Annotated in this window: 14 protein-coding genes; 7 read left to right on the top strand and 7 right to left on the bottom strand. The window is 71.9% G+C overall.

What is annotated here, in order from left to right:
- Positions 1 to 31: 31 nt before the first annotated feature.
- The 4 genes from HNR07_RS31435 to mnmA all read right to left on the bottom strand — a co-directional run bounded on the left by HNR07_RS31435 (position 32) and on the right by mnmA (position 3,702).
- Positions 32 to 1,141, bottom strand: coding sequence for a methionine synthase (locus HNR07_RS31435; protein ID WP_376769963.1), 1,110 nt, complete (start codon positions 1,139 to 1,141; stop codon positions 32 to 34).
- Between the two features lie 118 nt (positions 1,142 to 1,259).
- Positions 1,260 to 1,910 carry an HAD family hydrolase gene (locus tag HNR07_RS31430; protein ID WP_184369806.1) on the bottom strand — a complete coding sequence of 217 codons (651 nt, stop codon included), beginning with the start codon at positions 1,908 to 1,910 and terminating at the stop codon, positions 1,260 to 1,262.
- 35 nt (positions 1,911 to 1,945) lie between these two features.
- Positions 1,946 to 2,467, bottom strand: a complete 522-nt coding sequence (locus HNR07_RS31425; RefSeq protein WP_184369803.1) for a DedA family protein — start codon at positions 2,465 to 2,467, stop codon at positions 1,946 to 1,948.
- A gap of 131 nt (positions 2,468 to 2,598) precedes the next feature.
- Positions 2,599 to 3,702, bottom strand: coding sequence for a tRNA 2-thiouridine(34) synthase MnmA (mnmA, locus tag HNR07_RS31420; protein WP_246420600.1), 1,104 nt, complete (start codon positions 3,700 to 3,702; stop codon positions 2,599 to 2,601).
- Between the two features lie 161 nt (positions 3,703 to 3,863).
- Between mnmA and HNR07_RS31415 the strand changes: the two genes are divergently transcribed.
- The 3 genes from HNR07_RS31415 to HNR07_RS31405 all read left to right on the top strand — a co-directional run bounded on the left by HNR07_RS31415 (position 3,864) and on the right by HNR07_RS31405 (position 8,577).
- A complete protein-coding gene (locus tag HNR07_RS31415) occupies positions 3,864 to 5,048 on the top strand; it encodes a DUF695 domain-containing protein (protein WP_184369801.1) in 1,185 nt (394 codons plus the stop codon).
- A gap of 294 nt (positions 5,049 to 5,342) precedes the next feature.
- The gene (locus tag HNR07_RS31410; RefSeq protein WP_184369798.1) at positions 5,343 to 6,470 is read left to right on the top strand and encodes a hypothetical protein; all 1,128 of its coding nucleotides are present in this window, start codon (positions 5,343 to 5,345) and stop codon (positions 6,468 to 6,470) included.
- 217 nt (positions 6,471 to 6,687) lie between these two features.
- Positions 6,688 to 8,577 carry a hypothetical protein gene (locus HNR07_RS31405; protein ID WP_246420599.1) on the top strand — a complete coding sequence of 630 codons (1,890 nt, stop codon included), beginning with the start codon at positions 6,688 to 6,690 and terminating at the stop codon, positions 8,575 to 8,577.
- 18 nt (positions 8,578 to 8,595) lie between these two features.
- Here the strand turns inward: HNR07_RS31405 and HNR07_RS31400 are convergent, their stop codons facing one another.
- Together HNR07_RS31400 and HNR07_RS31395 are read right to left on the bottom strand one after the other, a co-directional pair.
- On the bottom strand, positions 8,596 to 10,755 hold the full coding sequence (locus tag HNR07_RS31400; RefSeq protein WP_184369796.1) for a tetratricopeptide repeat protein: 2,160 nt from the start codon (positions 10,753 to 10,755) through the stop codon (positions 8,596 to 8,598).
- 152 nt (positions 10,756 to 10,907) lie between these two features.
- Positions 10,908 to 11,246, bottom strand: coding sequence for a hypothetical protein (locus HNR07_RS31395; RefSeq protein ID WP_184369793.1), 339 nt, complete (start codon positions 11,244 to 11,246; stop codon positions 10,908 to 10,910).
- A gap of 215 nt (positions 11,247 to 11,461) precedes the next feature.
- Between HNR07_RS31395 and HNR07_RS35990 the strand changes: the two genes are divergently transcribed.
- A complete protein-coding gene (locus HNR07_RS35990; protein ID WP_184369789.1) occupies positions 11,462 to 12,349 on the top strand; it encodes a VanZ family protein in 888 nt (295 codons plus the stop codon).
- Between the two features lie 809 nt (positions 12,350 to 13,158).
- On the opposite strand, the gene HNR07_RS31385 is transcribed toward HNR07_RS35990, so the two are convergent.
- Positions 13,159 to 14,352, bottom strand: coding sequence for an HNH endonuclease signature motif containing protein (locus tag HNR07_RS31385; RefSeq protein WP_246420598.1), 1,194 nt, complete (start codon positions 14,350 to 14,352; stop codon positions 13,159 to 13,161).
- Positions 14,353 to 15,213: 861 nt separating this feature from the next.
- On the opposite strand from HNR07_RS31385, the gene HNR07_RS31380 reads away from it, so the two are divergent.
- The 3 genes from HNR07_RS31380 (at position 15,214) to HNR07_RS35985 (ending at position 19,036) form a co-directional block, all read left to right on the top strand.
- Positions 15,214 to 15,663: a hypothetical protein gene (locus HNR07_RS31380; RefSeq protein WP_184369787.1), complete on the top strand. Its 450-nt coding sequence runs from the start codon at positions 15,214 to 15,216 to the stop codon at positions 15,661 to 15,663.
- A gap of 86 nt (positions 15,664 to 15,749) precedes the next feature.
- The gene (locus HNR07_RS31375; RefSeq protein WP_246420055.1) at positions 15,750 to 16,865 is read left to right on the top strand and encodes an ISAs1 family transposase; all 1,116 of its coding nucleotides are present in this window, start codon (positions 15,750 to 15,752) and stop codon (positions 16,863 to 16,865) included.
- Positions 16,866 to 17,020: 155 nt separating this feature from the next.
- On the top strand, positions 17,021 to 19,036 hold the full coding sequence (locus HNR07_RS35985) for a tetratricopeptide repeat protein (RefSeq protein WP_184369785.1): 2,016 nt from the start codon (positions 17,021 to 17,023) through the stop codon (positions 19,034 to 19,036).
- Positions 19,037 to 19,106 lie beyond the last annotated feature (70 nt).

The following is a 19,106-nucleotide window of genomic DNA, read 5'->3' as shown; positions in this document are numbered from 1 at the left end:
GTTGTCGGCTTGCCGCTGGACGGTTCCCGGGTCACTTGCGGGGTTCGTCCCGCAGGACCCGGGCGCCGTCCCTGGCGGCCTTGAGCGCTGCTCTGGCGTGCCGGGGCGAGGCCCCTGCCAGCCCGCAGGTGGGGGTGTTGACCACCGCGCGGGAGAGCAGGTCAGGGCTGAATCCCAGCCGGTTCCACAACTCCCTGACAGGATCGACGATAGTCGCCGGGTCCGACATTCCGCGGTCCGCGGCAGGCCGTCCGGAGGGGCCGCCCAGCGAGCTGCCCGCCGATCCGCGCGCCGGTCCGGGAGCGGGTGCGGACGCGGGCGGGTCCGTGGCGGGGACCGTGCCGAGCAGGAGGCCGAGCCCGTCCTCCACAGCGGTGCCGACCATCTCGTCGTGCGCCCGCTCCAGCAGCAGGGCGTTCACGCTCAGGGCGCGGGCCCCGCTGCGGCGCAGGAGGTCGATCGGGACACCGGCGGCACAGCAGTGGGCGGCGGGCACGGCGCCGGTCTCGGCGATGGCGGCGAAGAGCGTGCGCAGAACCGCTTCCACCTGGATCCGGTCCACGGCGGGCACGAGCCCGAGGCCGCTGGCGGTGGGCAGGGAGCCGAGCAGGACCGACGGCAGGGAGGGCTCGTCGATCTGGACGATGAGCTGAGCCCCGGGCACCCGCCCGCGCACGTCGGCGATGTGCGCGAGGGCGCCCTCCAGGTGGGATTCGGCGAGGTCGCGGTGGGCCCCGGGGTCCGAGACCACCCGCTGGCCGTTGCGGAGCTCGATCGACGCGGCCAGGGTCCAGGGCCCGGCGAGCTGGATCTTGAGCGGCCCCTCGTAGGCGTGCAGGTGCTCGGTGAGGGCGTCGAGGTCGTAGGAGAGGAAGCTCCCGGCGCGGGCGAGGTCCCGGCCTGGGGTGTCCACGACCCGCCAGCCGGTGGGCTGGACCTCGACGGGGAGGTCCACGAGGAGGCCCGCGGCGCGCCCGATCATGTCGGCGCCCGCGCCCCGCGCGGGGAGTTCGGGCAGGTGCGGCAGGTCGGGGAGCTCACCGACGATGGTCCGCATGGTCTCGTCGGGTTCCTCACCCGGCCAGGAACCGACACCGGTGGCGGACGCGGCGGACCAGGGATAGCGCTGCTGTTGACTCACGTTGCCCAAGGTTAGAGCAATCCGCGCGGGGCTTTCGGGAGCCCGGGGTCCCGGGGCGGCCGCGGCCGCGGGTCAGGGCCCCGGCCGGGGGCGGTTCGAAGGCACGGTCGGGGAGCGGTCAGGGCGTGCACAGGATGAGGCCGTCGGGTCCGGTCTCCAGTTTGCAGAATGTGAGGTTGTCGATGACCTCGGTGGCGCCGATCCCCTCCAGGTCGGTGCGGTTGTGGGAGGTGGCCACGGCCAGGACGGCGGCCCCGGAGGCCAGACCGGCCCGCACCCCGGCGGGGGCGTCCTCGACGACCAGGCAGCGGGCGGGGTCCACGCCGAGCGCGGCGGCGGCCTTCAGGTAGCCCTGGGGGTCGGGCTTTCCCGCGGTGACGTCCTCGGCGGTGACGAGCACCTCGGGCACGGGGAGCTTCGCTGCCTCCAGGCGGGTGCGCATGAGTCGGCGCCCGCCCGAGGTGACGGCGGCCCAGCGGGCGGCGGGCAGCGCGGAGAGGAGTTCGGCGGTGGCGGGCAGGGCGGCCACGCCGCCGAGGTCGGCGAGTTCGAGTTCCTCGAGTTCGGCGGCGGCCTCGTCGATCTGGTCCTCGGGCAGGAACATCGCGATGGTGTCCTCGGAGCGCCTGCCGTGGGAGACCGCCAGGATCTCCTCGGGGTCGATGCCGTGGGCCTCGCCCCACTGGCGCCAGGTCCGCTCCACGGCGCCGGTGGAGTCCACGAGTGTGCCGTCGATGTCGAAGAGAACGGCGTCAACAGAAATGCGCATGTACCCCAACCTAGGGGCGGGGGCGGGGGCGGGGGTCAAGGCGCGGAGGCGGTCTCGGGTTCGGCGGCGGCTTCCCCGGCCTTGCGGAAGCGGCCGGCCAGGCGCGAGACCACCACCAAAGCGGTGACGGCCGCGACGGCGATCACGATCACGCCCACCGCGGTCCACGGCGACTTGAGGAAGAGTTCAAGCCAGGTGCCGACCAGCCCGGCGATCACGGTGCCCCACAGGCCCGCCCAGGCCAGACCGCCGACGAACACCGCGGCGAAGTACCGGGGGAAGCGCATCTTCACGGCACCGGCGGAGAAGTTGATCGCCGTCTGCATGCCCACGGTGAAGAAGCTGAGGGTGACCACGGGCGCGCCGTAGCGGTCGATGCGCCGCTTGGCCGCGTCGAGCTTGGGGCCGAGCCGCTCGCCCATGCGGCCGCGGGTGACCCCGGCGCCCAGGCCGCGGCCGATCCAGTAGGTGGCGGGGGCGCGGAGCAGGATCACCACGAGCAGGGTGCAGTAGATCACCCAGAAGGGTTGACCCTCGAGAAACGCGAACTGCGGCATGGACCGGACCCCTTACACCTTGACCCCACAACTTTGCATTGCCTTACCTAACTTCGGCAAGGGGCATGGGCGAGAAAGTGCGTGTCATGTGTCCTACTGTGACCGTTTTGCCGCCTTGCCAGTGGCTACGGTCACGCCGAGGTCTTCTCCTGCGCGCCCTCCGAGCGCGCGGTGGACCGGATCGTCGCCGACCCCAGCACCGTGTCGCCGTCGTAGACCACCACGGCCTGCCCCGCGGCCACGCCCTTGGCGGGCTCGGCCAGCCGGACCACTAGCTCCGGGCCGTCCTCGGCCTCGCGCTGCACGACCGTGGCCGGGTACACCTCGCCGTGCGCCCGCAGCTGGACGTGGCAGTCGGTGGGCTCGGCCAGCGGCTCGCTGCCGCTCCAGATCGGCTTGGTCCCCACGATCTCGTCCACCCGCAGCGCCTCGCGCGGGCCGACCGTCACCGTGTTGTTCACCGGCTCGATGGAGAGCACGTAACGCGGGTTCGGGGCACCGCCCAGACCCAGGCCCTTGCGCTGACCGATCGTGAACCCGTGGGAGCCCTTGTGGGTGCCCACCACATTGCCGTCCACGTCCTGGATCGGCCCGGGCTTCTCGCCGAGCCGACGGTTCAGGAACCCGGCGGTGTCACCGTCGGCGATGAAGCAGATGTCGTGGCTGTCCGGTTTGTCGGCCACCGAGAGCCCGCGGCGCTCGGCCTCGGCGCGCACCTCGTCCTTGGTGCAGTCGCCGAGCGGGAACATCGCGTGGTCGAGTTGCTCCGCGTTGAGCACGCCCAGCACGTACGACTGGTCCTTGCCCTCGTCGACGCTGCGGACCAGGCGGCCGTCGACCTTGCGGACGTGGTGCCCGGTGGCCACGGCGTCGAAGCCCAGCGCGATGGCGCGGTCCAGAACCGCCTCGAACTTGATCTTCTCGTTGCAGCGCAGGCACGGGTTCGGGGTGTTGCCCGCCTCGTACTCGGCGACGAAGTCCTGGACCACCTCGCGGTCGAACTCCTCGGACATGTCCCACACGTAGAAGGGGATGCCGATGACGTCCGCGGCCCGGCGGGCATCGTGGGAGTCCTCGACGGTGCAGCAGCCCCGCGCACCGGTTCGGTAGGACTGTGGGTTCTTGGAGAGGGCCAGGTGAACGCCGGTGACGTCGTACCCCGCCTCGGCCACACGGGCCGCGGCTACCGCGGAATCGACCCCGCCGGACATGGCGGCCAGTACACGCAAAGTCATAACACCGTCCAGCCTATGCGCCCCGGGGAGGGTGGGGCCACGTGTTTGCCGGGCCGGGGATGTGCTTTGGGACGCTCCTTCGCCGACCCGGGGGTGCACTTGGGGACTTTCCCCGCCGGCGGGGGCGAGGGTGGTCGTCCGCTTCTGCGAAAATCGACGGTATGGCTCTGTTCCGTCGTCGCCGATCCGCCGACTCCTCTGACTCCACCGAATCCACGGCCGCCGTCTCCGCCTTCTGGGACGCCTGGCCCGCCGTGCGCTCGGCCCTGGCCGAGTCCGTCGAGTCCGACGCCCCTGCCTCCGCCGAGGTGTCCGAGCGGGTCTCGGCTCTGGTCAAGGCGATCCACCCGGACATGGACTGGGAGGTGGGCCGTGCGCCCCAGCCCCAGGGCGGTCTGGAGGACCTCGACCTGTCGCCCGACGTCGATCCGGCCAAGCTCCTGGAGCAGCTCGCGGCCCTGGACGACCCCTCCAAGATCACCGGTTCCCCCTCCTACGCGCTGACCCTGCGCCCGGGCGCCTCCGAGGAGGCGCGCATCCAGTCCGAGCGCTGGTCGCGTTCGGCCCTCGAGGACGCCGAGTGGCGGTTCCTCCCGGTCCGCCCCGCCGACCACGAGCAGCTCAGCGGCACGGTGCGCTGGGACGACCACGAGCTGGACCTGTCCCACGTGTCCGTGTCCATGCGCGTCAACCAGGGCACCGGCAAGATCGAGGTGGGCGTCTACCACCCGGACAACATGTTCCTGTCCGGCGAGACCCGCCAGGCGGTGGCCGAGCACGTCACGCTGCTGGCGCTGGGCGAGGACGAGTACGTGCGCTGGATCGGGAAGGTGGCATCGCTGGACGAGCGTCCGCTGGACCCGCTTCCGCCGACCTCCATGCCGACCGTGGCCAAGCAGATGGGCGACCTGCTCGGCGGGACCGACGGCTGGGTGACGCTGCACGGCAGGCTCCCGCTGCAGGGTCCGGTCGAGATCCTGCTGCGCCACCCGGTGACCCGCCGGGACTTCCCCGCGCTGGCGCTGTTCGTACAGGTCCTCGTGCCGTACTCGGACGCGGACTCCGACCGCCTCCCCCAGGAGACCTCGGTGGTGGCGCTGGCCGACCTGGAGGCCCGCCTCTCGGGCATCCTCGGTGAGAACGGCGCGCTGTTCATGCAGCAGACCGTGGCCGGGCAACGGATGTACGTCTACTACCTGGACCCGGACTCCGGCGTGCTGCCCGAGTTCGAGAACGAGCTGATGGACTGGCCCGAGGGCAAGGTGCAGCTGCGCACCCAACTGGACCCGAAGTGGAAGCAGTTCGGGCTGGCCCGCCGCCCCTACATCCGCCAGATCGGACGCTAGCCGGGGCAGGCGTTAGCCGGGTCGGGCGTTAGCCGGGGCGGGGCCAGCCGGGTCGGGCGTTAGCCGGGGCGGGCACCGGCCAGGCCAAGTGCCACATACGAAACCGGCCGGAAGCGATGCTGGCCCGATACTGGTCTGGTGCTGGCCCGAAAATGGACCGACCGGCCCGGACCAGGTCCTGAACAGGGCTTCCATCAGGGTTTGGTCAAGCACAAATCCCTGTTTGCATATCTGGCGCCCAAGCAACAACAGGCGTAACGTGTCGTCCCCGCCCAGGAGGATGATTCAGGTCTGATGGACGGCGTGCTGACGCGAACGCCCACGGGCCGGCCCCGGGCCGCCGCGGTCGGTGCGATCCTCATCCTGTGCCTGGCGGGCGCCCCGTTGATGTCGCTGTTCCCCGTCGCCCTGTGGGAAGTGACCCGGGGGCTGGTCCTGAACGGACTCGGGCTGGAGGCCATGCTGATCGCCCCGGTGGCGGTCGGTGGCATGCTCCTGATGTTCCTTGCGGGCGCCTACTGGCTGCACTGGGCCAGGGTGACCCACCCCGCCTCGTGTGCCGGGCTGGTGACCGGGACGGCACTGGCCACACCCGTGGTGATGGGTTTCCTGGCGCCCGCCCTGCGGCCCTTCCCCGGTGGCCTGTACGTGAACAGCGCGGTGGTGAGCGCGCTCGCGGCCACGGTCGCGATGAGCGTGTGCGTGCTGTTCAGCAGGCGGGCGGGGCTGCGCCAGCCGGGGATCCTGCCGGGTGTGGCGGTGGCCGCGGCCGCGCTGCTGGTGCTCCCGCTGGCCTCCGAGCACATGCGCGACCGGTCCACCGAACAGCGCTCGCTCGCCCAGATCCAGGATTTCGGGTACCCGATAGCGGTCCTGGACCACCCGTCGTGGGTCCCGGTCCGGGTCCACGAGGTGCACGGCGGCCTGCGGATGACCTATGTCTCCGGCCAGGATCCGGACAGCCCGGACAGCCCGGGCGGCACCGAAGACCCCGGTACGTCGGGCCCCGGGGTCGCCCCGGGCACCGGCGACGACACCCTCCCCGCCCTCCCCGCGCACGTCACGGCCGGTGCCGCGGGCCCGGGGGTCGGCTCGGAGAACCCCGAGGAGGTCCGGCCCGGGACCCTGCACGTACTGAGCTGGACCCCGGAGCGGAAGGCGGAGGGCATCCGCAGCGGCTGCGACTTCCCCGGGGTGGAGTGCTCGGAGGCGGAGCCCCTCGTGGCCGTGCACCGGGGCGTGGGCGGGCAGGCCGGAGCCCGGCTGAGCGAGGTCCGCTCCCAGCTCGAGGACGACGTCATCGCGAGCGTGCACCCTGTCGGTACGGTCTCCCCGGACCTGTTGTTCGCGGTGGCCCAGACCCTGCGCGTCGAGCACCCCGGCGAACGCAGCCTCCTGGCCGAGACCATCCTGCACAGCTGAGGCCCCGGGGTCAGCCGGGGCCCGGTGCCCGGGCCCCGGGTACCGGCGCTGGCCCCTCGGAGCCGGGCCCAAGCCCTGGCCCCTGCCCCTGCCCCGGATTCCGGGCCACCCGCACCAATATCCTCTGCTCCGGCCCCAGGTCCCGGGCCACCCATGCGCCGCTCGGCACCGGCCACTACCCTGGTCCGGCACGGTTCCCGAACGCGGACAGGACCCGATGACACCCCCCGGCACCCCGGCAAGCCCCTCCGAGTCGAGAGCGGGCGGGCCGTCCCCTGCCCCGGCCTCGTCCGGCGGTACTGCCGCCGACGGCGCCGTCCCCGGCGGCACGGCTTCCGGCGGCGGAGTCTCCGGCGGCACCGCTTCCCGTTACGCGCGGGCCAACACCGGGCCCGAGGCCCACCGCTGGCAGACCTTCCCGGACACCCCCGTGGTCCTGGCCCTGGCCCGGACCTTCACCTCGGCCGTCCGGGTACTGGAGGCGCTCGCGGTCTTCCGCGGCGACACCCGCGTCCGGGTCCTGTTCGCCTTCGACGACACCTCCGCCTTCAACGCCGGAACCGAAACCCTGCTGGAGGGGGTCGAGGCGGGGCTCATCCCCTGGTCGGACCGGCTCGCCGTCCGCCCCGACCTGGTCGTGACCGCCACCGAGAACGCCGACATGGCCGCCTTCGACTGTCCGGTGGCGGTGCTGCCGCACGGCATCGGCTTCCAGAAGTACGTCCCCGACCACCGCACCCGGCAGGTGCGGCTGTCCGGGGTGCCCCGACCGGAGTTCCACGACGCCGACAACATCCACCTGGTCCTGTCGCACCCGGCCCAGCGCGAACAGCTGCGCGCCGCCCGCATCCCGCTCGCCGAACACGCCCAGGTCGTCGGCGACCCCGCGCACGACCGGCTGGTCTCGGGGTTCCGGCTGCGCGACCACTACCGCTCCCGGCTCGGGGTGCGCCCGGACCAGCGCCTGGTGGTGACCACCTCCACCTGGGGTCCCGGCGGTCTGCTCGGCAGCCGCCCCCGACTGCCCGGAGCCCTGCTCGGCGCGCTCCCCCACGACGACTACCGGGTCGCGGCCGTGGTGCATCCGAACGTGTGGTTCGCCCACAGCCCGTGGCAGGTGCGGCACATGCTCGCCGACGCCCTGGACGCCGGACTGCTGCTGATGCCCCCGGAAGCGGGCTGGGGTGCGGCTCTGGTGTCGGCGGACTGCGTGATCGGGGACCACGGCAGCGTGACGCTGTACGGGGCGGCCCTGGACCACCCGATGCTGCTGGGCGCGCTGGGTGCGGAGTCGGTGCCGGGCACGGCCGTGTCCGAGCTGGTCAGAACCGCGCCCTGGCTGGCGAAGGAGGGGCTGCGCGCCCAGGTGGAGCAGGCCATCGACACCCATGTGCCGGGCCAGCACCGCGAGGCCGCCGACCTCGCCTTCGCCCACAAGGGCCGCGGCGGGCAGCGGCTCACCGAACTGCTCTACCGGCTGCTGGGCGTGGCGCCGCCGGAGGACGCGGGGCACGACGGGACCCAGCGCGCCCTGCCCCAGCCGGAACCGGACCCGTCGAGCGGTATCCCCCGCGCCTTCGAGGTCCACGGGTGGGCGGAGGGGGCGAAAGAGGTGGTCATCGAACGCTTTCCGGCCGCCGCCCGCGAGGTCCCGGACCCGCCTCAGGGGGCCGTCCGCCACCTGTCCGTCTTCGAGTCGGAGAAGCGGCACACACTGGCCGACTCGGCCTCCGTGGTGTGCCGCGAACCGGTCCGGGATCCGGGATCCGCCGGTTGGTTGGAGCGCGCCCTGGAGCGACACGTGGGTGCTTTCGCCAGCGCGGAACCCGTACCCGAGGGCATCGCGGTGCTCCTGCGGGACGGCCGCCGCTTCCTGGTCCGGAGCGAGGCGGGGGCGGACCCGGTCCTGGCCGCGGCCGTGCTCTACACCGCGGTACGCGCCCGGCTCCCGCTCGAAGCCTCCGGAGAGCCCCGTGAGCGGGGAGAAAGCTTCAAGGTCCGGACCGGCTCGACCCGCTGGGAGTGCGTGATCGAGCCCGGCCCGGCGGACCCGGGCGTGCTCGGACCTCAGCCCGATGCTCAAGAAATTGGGGCTCTGGAACCCTGAGTCCGGGTGTCGTGGGCCTCAGGCCTTCTTGAGGCGGTCGGCGCATTCCCGGGCCCGGGGGCTGCCGAGGTCCCGGAAGTGCCGTTCCGCCTCCTCCAGGTGGGTGCGCGCCTCTTTCTTCGCGCCCAGCGCCTCGTAGTGGTCGGCGAGAAACACGTGCGCCTCGGCCTTGTAGTGGTACCAGCCGCCTTCGTCCAGCTCCTTGATCGCCCGGTTCAGGGCGGCCACGGCCTCCTTGTCCCGGTCGGCCGCCGCGTACGCGCTGCCCAGCCAGACCCGGCCGCGCGCCCTCATTCGGTGGTCCGGCTCCGGGAGGGCGGCGAACCGTTCGAGGGCGTCCTCGATGTCGACGACCGCGGCACCAGCCTGCCCGGACACCAGTTTGGCGTGGCCCCGGTAGAGCACGCCCAGCGCCTCGCCGCGCACGGAGGCGGGGTCGTCACTGGCCCGGTTCTCCGCCACGCAGCGGTCGAAGGCGGCCACTGCGGCCTCGGGGTCGGCCGTCGCCAGGTAGCGCCCCTGGAACTCCCACACCGAGGCACGCAGCAGCGAGTGCTCCAGGTCCGCCGCCAGTTCCACGGCCCGGGCGAGCCGCTCGCCCGCCTCGTCACCTCGGCCCAGATCGATCAGCGGCCGGGACGCCATGGAATTGAGCCGGGCCTCCGCCGCCGCGTCCCCCGCCAGGCGGGCGGAGTCCGCGCCGATCGTGGCCGTGGTGGCCCAGTCGTGAACCAGGCGCTGGTCCAGGTAGAGAGCGGTGGCCAGCTCGGCGAACCGGTGCGCGTGGGTGTGCAGCCCCCGGTCGGCGCTGTCCAGGACCACCGCGAGCAGGGTGGCGCGTTCGCCCAGCAGCCAGTTCCTGGCGTGGTCGGTGTCGCCCCGGAAGGGGTCGTCGGCCCCGGCCAGAAGCTCGGCCAGGTCCACGGTCCGGAGCCGCTCACCGCGGGCCGCGAGCTCGGCGAACCCGAGCCGGACCAGGTAGGCGTCCAGCAGGCCTTCCAGACGTCGGCGGCGCTCCTGCGGGGAGTCCTCGGCCGCCGCCCGGTCCCGGGCGTGCGTGCGGATGAGGTCGTGCCGAAAGCGCAGCGCCGAGATCCCGGTCTCCTCCACCACATTGGCCGTGAGCAGCTCGTTCAGGGCCTCCGCGTCCCCGATCCCCGGCAGCAGGGCGCGGTCGAGGACCGGCGCGGGCCAGTCGCCCAGAGCCCGGTAGAGGGCGGCGGCTTCGGGGGAGAGGGCCTGGTAGGCCGTCTGGAAGATCACTTCGAGGTTCCTTCGGGGGTCGCCGATCGCGCGCAGTGTGGAACGTGTGTGCCGGATCTCCGCCACCAGGCCTGCGGCGGTACCCGGGCCGGTCCGGCACAGGCGCCCGCCCACCAGGGCGATCGCCAGCGGCAGCCCGGCGCAGGTCTCCAGGAGCTGGCCGACGGCGCCGGGAGCTTCCCCGGAGAGGTCGTCCGAGGCGCGACTGGCCAGGAGGGCCCGAGCGGGTTCGGGCTCCAGCGGTGTCAGGGGCCGGGACTGGGCCCCGGTCGAGTCCTCCTGGAGTTCCCCGAGGTCGGGGCCGTCACCGGAGACCAGCACCAGGCTGCCCTCCCCGCCCGGGACCAGCGCTCTGACCTGGGCCGGTTCCCACGCACCCTCGACCACCACGAGGAGCCGCTGCTCCTGGGTGCGGGTCAGGTACTCCTTGGCGCGTAGGAAGGGGTCGTTCGGGATGGCGTCCTTGTCCATGCCGAGGGTGCGCAGGAACCCGGTGATGGCCTGGTCGTGGTGGTCGTAGTGGCCGCGGCGGTACTCGAAGCTGAGCTGACCGCCGGTGAAGTACTCCCGCTGGGCCTCGGCCACCTTGCGGATCAGCGTGGTCTTGCCGATACCGCGCGGTCCCTCGCAGACGACCACGCGCGGTGAGGCCGCCGAGTTCAGGGAACCGTTGATCCAGTCCAGGTAGGACTCGCGGTTGACGAAGTCGTGCGGCGGCGAGTTCACCTGCATCGGGCGCGGGGTCAGGGGTGGTGACGGGGGCTGCTGGCCCATGGTGACGTGGACGCCCCCGTTGTTGACGTGGACGCCTCCGTGGATGTCGTCCCCCTGGACCGAGGTCCCGCTGACGTCCCCTCCGACGGAGTTGTGCGCCTTGTCGTGCGCCTCGTGCGAACCGGGGCTGTCGGCGTTCATACCTCTCCTGCGGGGGTCAAGGGAGCGGGTTCGGAAAGTCCCGGTCACCCTATCGACCGGTGTTGGGAACGGCAGACCCGACGGTGGCCGCTTCCGGACAGGCGCAGCCCGCCCGTACCGGCCCCGCTGGTCACCGGGCCGGGTCGCGCTGGTCACCGGGCTGAGCCCGGGCGGTCATCCCTCGGGGCGCACCGGCCGCCCCGCCGGGCCGGGGTCAGTCGAGTGGACCAGGTGGTCAGCCCGCAGGGCCGGGGCGGTTTCGGGGGCCGGGGCGGTTCCGGCGTGCGGAGCGGGCGCGCAGGTGGGTCAGTCGGTCGGTGAACGCCGCGCTCGTAGTCGCCCTGCTCGGGTGAGCCGACCTCCGCGGTGGCGGCGAGCTGCTGGTAGAGGATGCGGACCCGGTGCGCGCCGTTGCGCAGGCGTTCCTGGTCGTGCGCTTGGCGGAAGTGCTCCCGGAAACCCTGGCGCCCCTCCCCCGCGTCGGTGGCCATACCGTCCCCTCCCGGATCGGTCCCGGCCGCCGTATCCGTGGTAGTCGCACCTTCCTATCCGAGCCCGCCGGTGCGTTACCAGTGGACGGGGGCCTGTTGGGGTGGCCGGGTGCGGACATTCCACTGACCTGCACTAACGTGCCCAACCCGCTACTCTCAGCTACTCTTTTCGCGACCCGCGACCGCCCCTTCTCGTCCCCTTCGGAGTCGCCCCCGTGTGGCAGGTGTTGTTCCACGTCAACCCGACCACCATCACCGCAGCGCTGGGGCTGTGCCTGCTGGCCGCCCTGGCCTTCGCCTGGTGGCGCCGCCCGGACCCGCAGCGGTCCCAAGGCGCGATGCGCAAGCTCCTGGCGGTGGCGGGTGCGGTGTACCTGGCGGTCCTGCTCGCCCCGATCGGCGGCTTCGGTTCCATCCATGACAGCGACCGGAAGGTGGTCTGGGACCCGATGCTGTCCTTCCAGGACATCCCGGGGATCGGCCGGACGAGTGGCCTGGAGAGGGAGTTCGGCCAACAGCTGGAGGACGGCCGTTCGGTGCACTACGCCCCCGAGGGTGTGCCCGCCGAGGAGCGTTCGGGGGACGACCTCTATGTCCAGGACGGCCCGGACGGCCCGGACGGCACCCTGATGGTCACCGACGCCGAAGGAGATGCCCCGCCCCAGGAGGACACCGCCGTCGCCACGAGGGTCATCGAGGAGAACTTCGAGCGGCAGACGGACTACGCCGCCCAACTCGAGGCCGAGGGCCCGTGGGGCACCACCGGCGGCCTGGCTCTCCAGGAGCGGGTTCTGAACACCCTGCTGTTCGTCCCGATCGGCGTGGTGGCCTTCTTCGCGTTCAGTTCGTGGGTGGCCCGGCTGTTGTTCGGCCCGGCCCTGTCCCTGACCGTGGAGGCCTCACAGTGGGCGCTCCCCTGGGGCCGCATAGCCAACATCGGCGACCTCATGGTCAACAGCGCGGGTTCGTTGATCGGGACTCTGATCGCTGCGCTTTCGGTGGGAGTAGTGACGGCGATCCGCTCCGCCCCGGTCACCGGAGAAGCTCCCACTGGGGAAGCCGGGGAAGCCGGGGAAGAACCCCTCAGTCCCACGCGAGGATGAGGAAGGGGAAGAGGAGGAGGAAGGAGAAGGGGAAAGGAAGCAGTCTCTCCGGCCCTGCGCGAGACGCCCCTCGTATCGCGGCCGTTCATGGCCCCAACGGTGGGGCGCGGGCAGTTATCCACAGGCAGCCACCCCCAGGGTCGCGCTTTCCCTGCTCGGCGTGTTCTTCTCGATTAGGGGGATGCTTCGTTTCCGCCAGCTTCGGCATGCCCAAAAACAAACAAGGGCAGTGAGGCCCCCGGTTTCCCCGCCCCTGCGCGGACCGGGTCGCGTGTCGCGGCTGGTCACGGTAGGCGACGGAACAGCGGCAGCGGCGGCAGCGAAGGAAGGAGCGCCCCCAGCCCGGCGCTCACCGGTCCCCGTGTCGCGGCCGGTCATTCCCCCGAACGGAAAAGCGGCAGCGAAGACAACAGGGTCCCCAGGCCGGTGGGGACCGGGTCGCGTGTCGCGGCTGGTCGAGCGTGCCATCGGAACAGCGGCGGCGAAGGAAGCAGCACCCCCAGGCCTGCGGGGACCGGGTCGCGTGTCGCGGCCGGTCACGGTGGGCGACGGAACAGCGGCGGCGAGGGCGGGTAGGGGGCCGGGGGCCGGCGCTCCCCGGTCCTCGTGTCGCGGTGGTGGGGTGTGGGGGTGGGGGTCGGCCGAGACCCCGTGGTGGAGTCACTCAGGGCGGTGAGAATGACTCCAACGGGGGTGCTCACGGGGAGGCCTCCTTCCTGATGTGCGTGGGGCGGGGTGTGGGGGCGGGGTGTGGGGGCGGGGTCTGGGGGTTTGCGGTGGTTGGGCGTGCCGGGGTAGGGGCCGGGCGCTCATTCCCGGGGCGGCGGATCCGGTGCGGGATCCGGGGGCGGGGCGGGGTCTGGGGGTTTGCGGTGGCGGTTGTGTCCTTGCCAGGTGGCCCGGTGCGGGTTCTTCTCCCGCCGGTACTTGAGCCGGTTGTGAAAGGAACACAACGGCTGGATATTGGCCGCGCTGGTCTTGCCGCCCTTGGAGTGGGAGTGGATGTGGTCGGCCTCGGTGCCACTGATGGGCACATCACACCCCTGGGGCCAGGCGCAGGTGGAGCGTCCGTGGTTGGCCACGGTGCGGATCTGCTCCGGGGCGCTACGCACCCCGTGGCCCACGTCCAGGGGCTTGCCCGACAGGGGCTCGGTGATGATCCGCCGCAGCACACTGTCCGGGGCCATCTTCCACACCGCGTCCATGGCCATGACCTGACCGTCCTGGGTGGCGGCGAACCCGCCACCCTCCTGCCCCGGCCCCTGATCCTGCTTCTGGGCGGCGGCCTCGGCCTGGGCTTTGCGTTGGCCGTTGAACACGTCCAGCGGAACGGTGATGTTGATCATCGCCAACGGGCCCGGCGCTACCGCGCATTCCTGGTGGCCCAACGCCACCCGCATGATCTCGACGAAGGCGTCGTAGGTGCGCTCGGCCTTGGACACCTCAGGCTTATTGGCGTCGTGCGGCTTGGTGTAAGCGGCCACGGCTTTCTCGATCAGCTCCGCGTCGGCGTCGGGGCCCTGGGTCTGGAAGTAGTGGGCCCCGTCGGGGTTGCGGGCCAGGTCCGCGCGCCGGTTGGCGTAGGCCTTCTTGTGCTGGTCCTCGACCAGGGTGGGGTTGAGCTTGGCCGCCACCTCCCGGCCCGTGCGGGTGAGTTCGTTGGCCGACAGGGTGGGGTCGGCTTTTTTGGCGGCCATGGTTCCGGTGTCCATCATCTTGCGGAAATGGTCCGCGTCCTCGAACTTGGTCTTGTCCCGGTTTTTGGTGGCGTGCTCTACCGCGTTCGCGATCGTCGCGGCCTCGCCTACGGAAAGCGCTCCGGCATCCAGGGCTTTCCTTGTTTCGGGGAGCTTGCCTTCGAAAAGGAGCTTCGCGAGCCGGGCCAGCCGGTGGGCTTCGCTCTGGGGGACGCGTAGGGCGTGGGCGATCCACCCGGCCAGACTGGCCTGCCCGCCGATTTCGGTGAGGTTGCCCGAGGCGTGGGTCTGGGCCAGGCGGAGCATGATGGGCAGTTGGGCCTGGCATCAGGTCCCACAGCTCGCAGACCACGTCCAGCATCTCGGCCACAGCCCCGGCTGGCAGCTCGCGTTCCATGGTCTGGGTGATGTACTCCTTCGCCTGGCGCATCGCGGCCACCGCGGGGGCATTGCCCGCCGATCGGCTGTTATGCGCGTGTGAAGAAGTCATGGTCCAATTGTATGCGAACACGCCCAGGAAAGGCAGCTATCCACAAGGCCATATAACTCTTACCTATTCTCCCAAAAAACTCTCATCCAGGGCCTGTGGATAACTCGGGAAGTGTCGCAGGTGTGTGCTACACAAGGGGGCCGCTTTTGTGTCGGGGAGAATGACCGGCCGCGACACGCGAACCGGTCCGCGCAGGGCTGGGGACCCTGGCGCCGTCGCTGCCGCTTGTCCGATGACACGCTCGACCAGCCGCGACACGTGGGGCGTTGGGCGCCGGACTGGGGACGCTCCCGCCGTCGCTGCCGCTGTTCGTTGCTCACCTTGACCGGCCGCGACACGGCCAAGCGCTGGGCACCGGGCTGGGGAGCCTGTTGCCTCCGGGGCCGCTCTGTCCCAGAGCCCCGGCGCGCCTGGGCAAGGCCCGGAAGCGAAACCCAGAGGGAAGACCCAGAGCAAATGGATACCGGATACGAACCCGGCTGCACAGTCGTGATCCACACCCCCGCCCACTGACCTGGGATAGCGCAAACGATGGGGTTGACTCCCCTCCGTGATGGGAACTGGATCGACCGAAACCCCTTTGCACCCGGGGTTCCCGACTCGCGATCGGGGCATACGACACGTACGAGCACCGGTGGGCGCGCGACTCCCCTCAGACCCCGGGAAGGGTGTGGCTGTTGAGCTCTGGCCACGAACACCGCAATGGAACGGCCGCAGGCGACGACCCCTTCGGCGACCCCCACGGCCGACGGCCCGACCAACCCGCCCCGGCGGACGGCCTCTCCTCCCCGGGGGACGACTTCCACACCAGCCGAAACCCGGTGAACTGGCCCATCAGAGTAGGCCTCATCCCAGAACCCGCCGCGCACCTGCGGCAGCGCACGCTCTCCGATGTCCTCGACGAGGCCCTCAGCGCCTTCGGCAATCCCGCCGCGCACCAGGTGCTGTCCGGGGAAAGCGGGGTCGGCAAGACCCAGCTCGCCGCCCACCACGCCCGTTTCCTGCGCGCGCACCCCGTGCCGAACCAGCGGCCCGAAGTCCTGCTGTGGGCGGACGCCTCCACCCGGGAGGCAGGGCTGTTTCAAAGTCGGGTTCGTGACCCATCAGCGCTGATCACAGCCTCGTAGCGATCCGGTCGAAGCCCGCACCAACGAGCAACGGAGCCCGCTAGAAGATCAGGGACTTCCACATCTCTGACTTCCAAAGGACTCCGTTGCGCCCCCAGTCTGCCATGCCCGCCACCGGCCCCGTCGACCTTCTCGGCAAGCTCGCCCGCCTCGCCGACCCCCGCTCGCCGCGGGGCCGCCGCCACAGCATGGCCAGCGTCCTGTTCTGCGCCCTGTGCGCGATGCTCGCCGGAGCCCGCCACCTACGGGCGATCGGCCAGTGGGCCGACGCCGCACCGCAACACACCCTGGCCCGCCTGGGGTGCCGGATCTCCTGTCCGGCCTTGGGGGTGCGTACCGCTCCGTCCCCGGCGACCATCCGCCGGGTCCTGCTCGCCTTGGACCCCGAGGCCCTGGCCGCCCTGGCCCGGCCCGATGTCCTTGAGGTGGTGGCGGTGGACGGTAAGACCCTGCGCGGATCGGCCACCCCCGCCGAGGCGGCGGTGCACCTGCTCGCCGCCCTGACCCCGGACCGGCGCCTGGTCGCGCAGGTGCGGGTGCCGGCGGGCACCAGCGAGATCGACGCCCTGGCCGTGTTGCTGGACGGTGTAGACCTGACCGGCGTCGTGGTCACCGCCGATGCCCTGCACACCCAGACCGACACCGCCACTCACCTGGTCGAGAAGCTGCACGCCGACTACGTATTGACCGTCAAACGCAACCAGAAGACGTTGTTCTCCCAGGTCAAAGCACTGCCCTGGGCTCAGGCTCCCACGCTGGCCACCACCCGCGAGCGCGGCCACGGGCGCGCTGAGACCCGCACCGTCAAGGCCATCGACCTCGCTGGAAGGACGGATTTCCCGCACGCGGTCCAGGCGGTGCGCCTTCGCCGCCACGTCAAAGATCTGCGTACCGGGAAGGTGTCGTGGACCTTGGCTTATGCGGTGACCTCGCTGGAGGTGGAGCGGGCGGACGCGGCCCGGATCGGCGCTCTGGTGCGTGGACATTGGGGCATCGAGGCCTGGCACCACGTCAAGGACGTGTCGCTGGGCGAGGACGGCTGCAAGGTCCGCTGCGGGCACGCCCCCGACAACCTGGCCGTGCTGCGAGCTCTCGCCCTGGGGTTCTTGGGCCGGTTGGGGCAGGACACCGTGCCCGACGCGATCCGGTGGGTGTCGTATGAGGCGTTCATCCGCCCGCTGGACGTGATCGGTCTTCGCTGACCAGCACGAACATCACCGCTCACCGAGAATGAAACAGCCCTGCCCGGGAGGGGGTCGTCTTCGCCTACGCACAGGCGGCCCGGCAGCTCTTCGCGCGGGTCCCCGGCGACCCCGAGCTCGCCGCCGGGCAGTTCCTGGCCTGGCTGCACGACCCGGTGGACGCCGAGGGCCGCCGCTGGCTGTTGGTGTGGGACGACCTCACCGACCTGGCCGAGGTCGAGGACCTGTGGCCGCCTGCGGGCCGCGAACGGGGTCGGATGATCGTCACCACCCGCCGTCCCGGCCGCCGCTCCGGTCACGACCGCGCCCCCAACCGTGATTCCGGACTCGACCCCGGACGTGAATCCACGCGCGACCCCGCCCGCGAGCTCAGCGGCGCGCTCAATCTCAACGCCCGGCGGCTGGTCACCATCCAGGACTTCTCCCCCGCCGAAGCCGACGGCTACCTGCGGGCCTCGTTCCTGGAAGCGGGGATCGAGTACACCGACGACGAACTCCGCTCCCTCGCCGCCGCCCTCGGGCACCTTCCCCTCGCCCTCGCCCAGGCCACCGCGTACATGGCGGACCTCCAGCTCTCCCCCGCCGCCTACCTGGACCTGTTCCACCGGCGCACGTCCGCGCTGGCCGACTCCTTCCCCCGCTGGGCCACCCGCTCCCCGGTCGCCGTCACCTGGGAACTGGCCGTGGAGCGCGCCGACGCCCACCACCCCGAAGGCGTGGCCCGCCCCCTGATGGGGCTCATCGCCCTCCTGGACTCCGCCGCCACCCCCGAGCAGGTCATCGTCTCCCGCCCCATCCGCAACTACCTGGGGCGGCGTACCTTTCCCGCGCGCACCCTGGCCCGGCACGAGGTCCGGTTGGCGCTGGCCTCGCTGGAGCGGCTCGCGCTGGTTTCCCGGGACACCCCGTTGGTGATCGGCGCCCACCACCTCACCCAGCGCGCCGCGCTCGAGCACACGCGCACCCGGCCCACCCGGGAGGCGGTCCGCTCCATCGCGGACGGGCTGGTGCACGTGTGGCCGGACACCGCCCAGGACTCGGCTCTGGGGCGAAGGCTGCGTTCGAACACCGCCGTGCTGCGCGAGCGCACCGACGGCCGGGTCCGGGTGTGGAGCTGGCTGTGGGAGGAGGGCATCCACCCGGTACTGTTCCGGGCCGACCGCCGCCTGGCCTCCTCCCGCCAGATGGAGTGGGCGGTCACGTACTGGGAAGTCCTGGCCGAGGCGGTCGCGCACACCCTGGACCCCGACCACACCGGGCGCCCGCACCACCCCCGCCACCCTCAGCACCCCCACGATTTCGGCCGCTTCGGCCATCCCGGACAGCCCGAAGCCCCGGCGGGCCCCGGCCCCGACCACCTGGCGTACTGGTCCGGCGCGACCGCGGACCTGTCCCAGGCGCAGCGTTCGTTCGAGGAACTGCACGAACGCCAGCTGCGCGTGCTCGGCCCCGACCACCTGGACACCCTGCGCACCCGGCACGGCCTGGCCTACCTGCGGTCCCGGGCGGGCGACACGACCGGCGCGATCATCCGTTACCGGAACCTGCTGGCGGACCTGGAGCGGGTCGTGGGCATGGACCGGGTGGAGACCCTGAGCACCCGGGGCAACCTCGCGGTCTGCCGGGCCGAATCAGGTGACCTGACCGCGGCGGTCCTGTCCTCCCAGGAGCTCCTCGCCGACCAGCGCGAACACCTGGGCCCGGACCACCCGAACACCCTCAACACCCTGCACAACCTCGCCCACTGGCGCGGTGTCGCCGGGGACGCCGAGGGTGCGGTGGCCGAACTCCGCGAGCTGGTCACCGTCCAGGAGGAGGTGCTGGGGCCCGACCACCCGAGCACTCTGACCAGTCGGCACAACCTGGCCTACTGGCAGGCCCGCGCCCACGACACCACGGGGGCCGCACACGCTCTGGAGGCCCTGGTGGAGGACCGCCGCCGGGTCCAGGGCCCCGAGCACCCGGACACCCTCGCCAGCCTGCGGCAGCTGGAACGCCTGCGCCGCGAGTGCCGGGCCCGCTCCCGGCCCGACCCCAGCGGTCGGCCCTGTGACGACAGCGGCGCCCGGGAGAGCCAGGCGGGAACCAACGGCGGCAACGGCGGTGCGCACGAGGTGGACCCCAACGACGAACCCACCGGGCCCCAGGCCCTCAACCAGTCCTGGGGCTGAGCACGCGAAAGGGCCGTGACAGACGGCAGGGGATCTGCCGGGTGTCTGTCACGGCCTTCACTCGTGCGGA

It is taken from the genome of Nocardiopsis metallicus, assembly GCF_014201115.1.
GTDB lineage: Bacteria > Actinomycetota > Actinomycetes > Streptosporangiales > Streptosporangiaceae > Nocardiopsis > Nocardiopsis metallicus.
The sequence above is the reverse complement of the archived record's forward strand: the minus strand, read 5'-3'. Positions and strand labels throughout refer to the sequence as shown.

Coding starts and splice junctions, on each gene's coding strand:
- HNR07_RS31410 (WP_184369798.1), top strand. CDS start 5,343: ATGGACGGCGTGCTGACGCGAACGCCCACGGGCCGGCCCCGGGCCGCC.
- HNR07_RS31425 (WP_184369803.1), bottom strand. CDS start 2,467: ATGCCGCAGTTCGCGTTTCTCGAGGGTCAACCCTTCTGGGTGATCTAC.
- HNR07_RS31415 (WP_184369801.1), top strand. CDS start 3,864: ATGGCTCTGTTCCGTCGTCGCCGATCCGCCGACTCCTCTGACTCCACC.
- HNR07_RS31400 (WP_184369796.1), bottom strand. CDS start 10,755: ATGAACGCCGACAGCCCCGGTTCGCACGAGGCGCACGACAAGGCGCAC.
- mnmA (WP_246420600.1), bottom strand. CDS start 3,702: ATGACTTTGCGTGTACTGGCCGCCATGTCCGGCGGGGTCGATTCCGCG.
- HNR07_RS31395 (WP_184369793.1), bottom strand. CDS start 11,246: ATGGCCACCGACGCGGGGGAGGGGCGCCAGGGTTTCCGGGAGCACTTC.
- HNR07_RS31430 (WP_184369806.1), bottom strand. CDS start 1,910: ATGCGCATTTCTGTTGACGCCGTTCTCTTCGACATCGACGGCACACTC.
- HNR07_RS31405 (WP_246420599.1), top strand. CDS start 6,688: ATGACACCCCCCGGCACCCCGGCAAGCCCCTCCGAGTCGAGAGCGGGC.
- HNR07_RS31385 (WP_246420598.1), bottom strand. CDS start 14,352: ATGCTCCGCCTGGCCCAGACCCACGCCTCGGGCAACCTCACCGAAATC.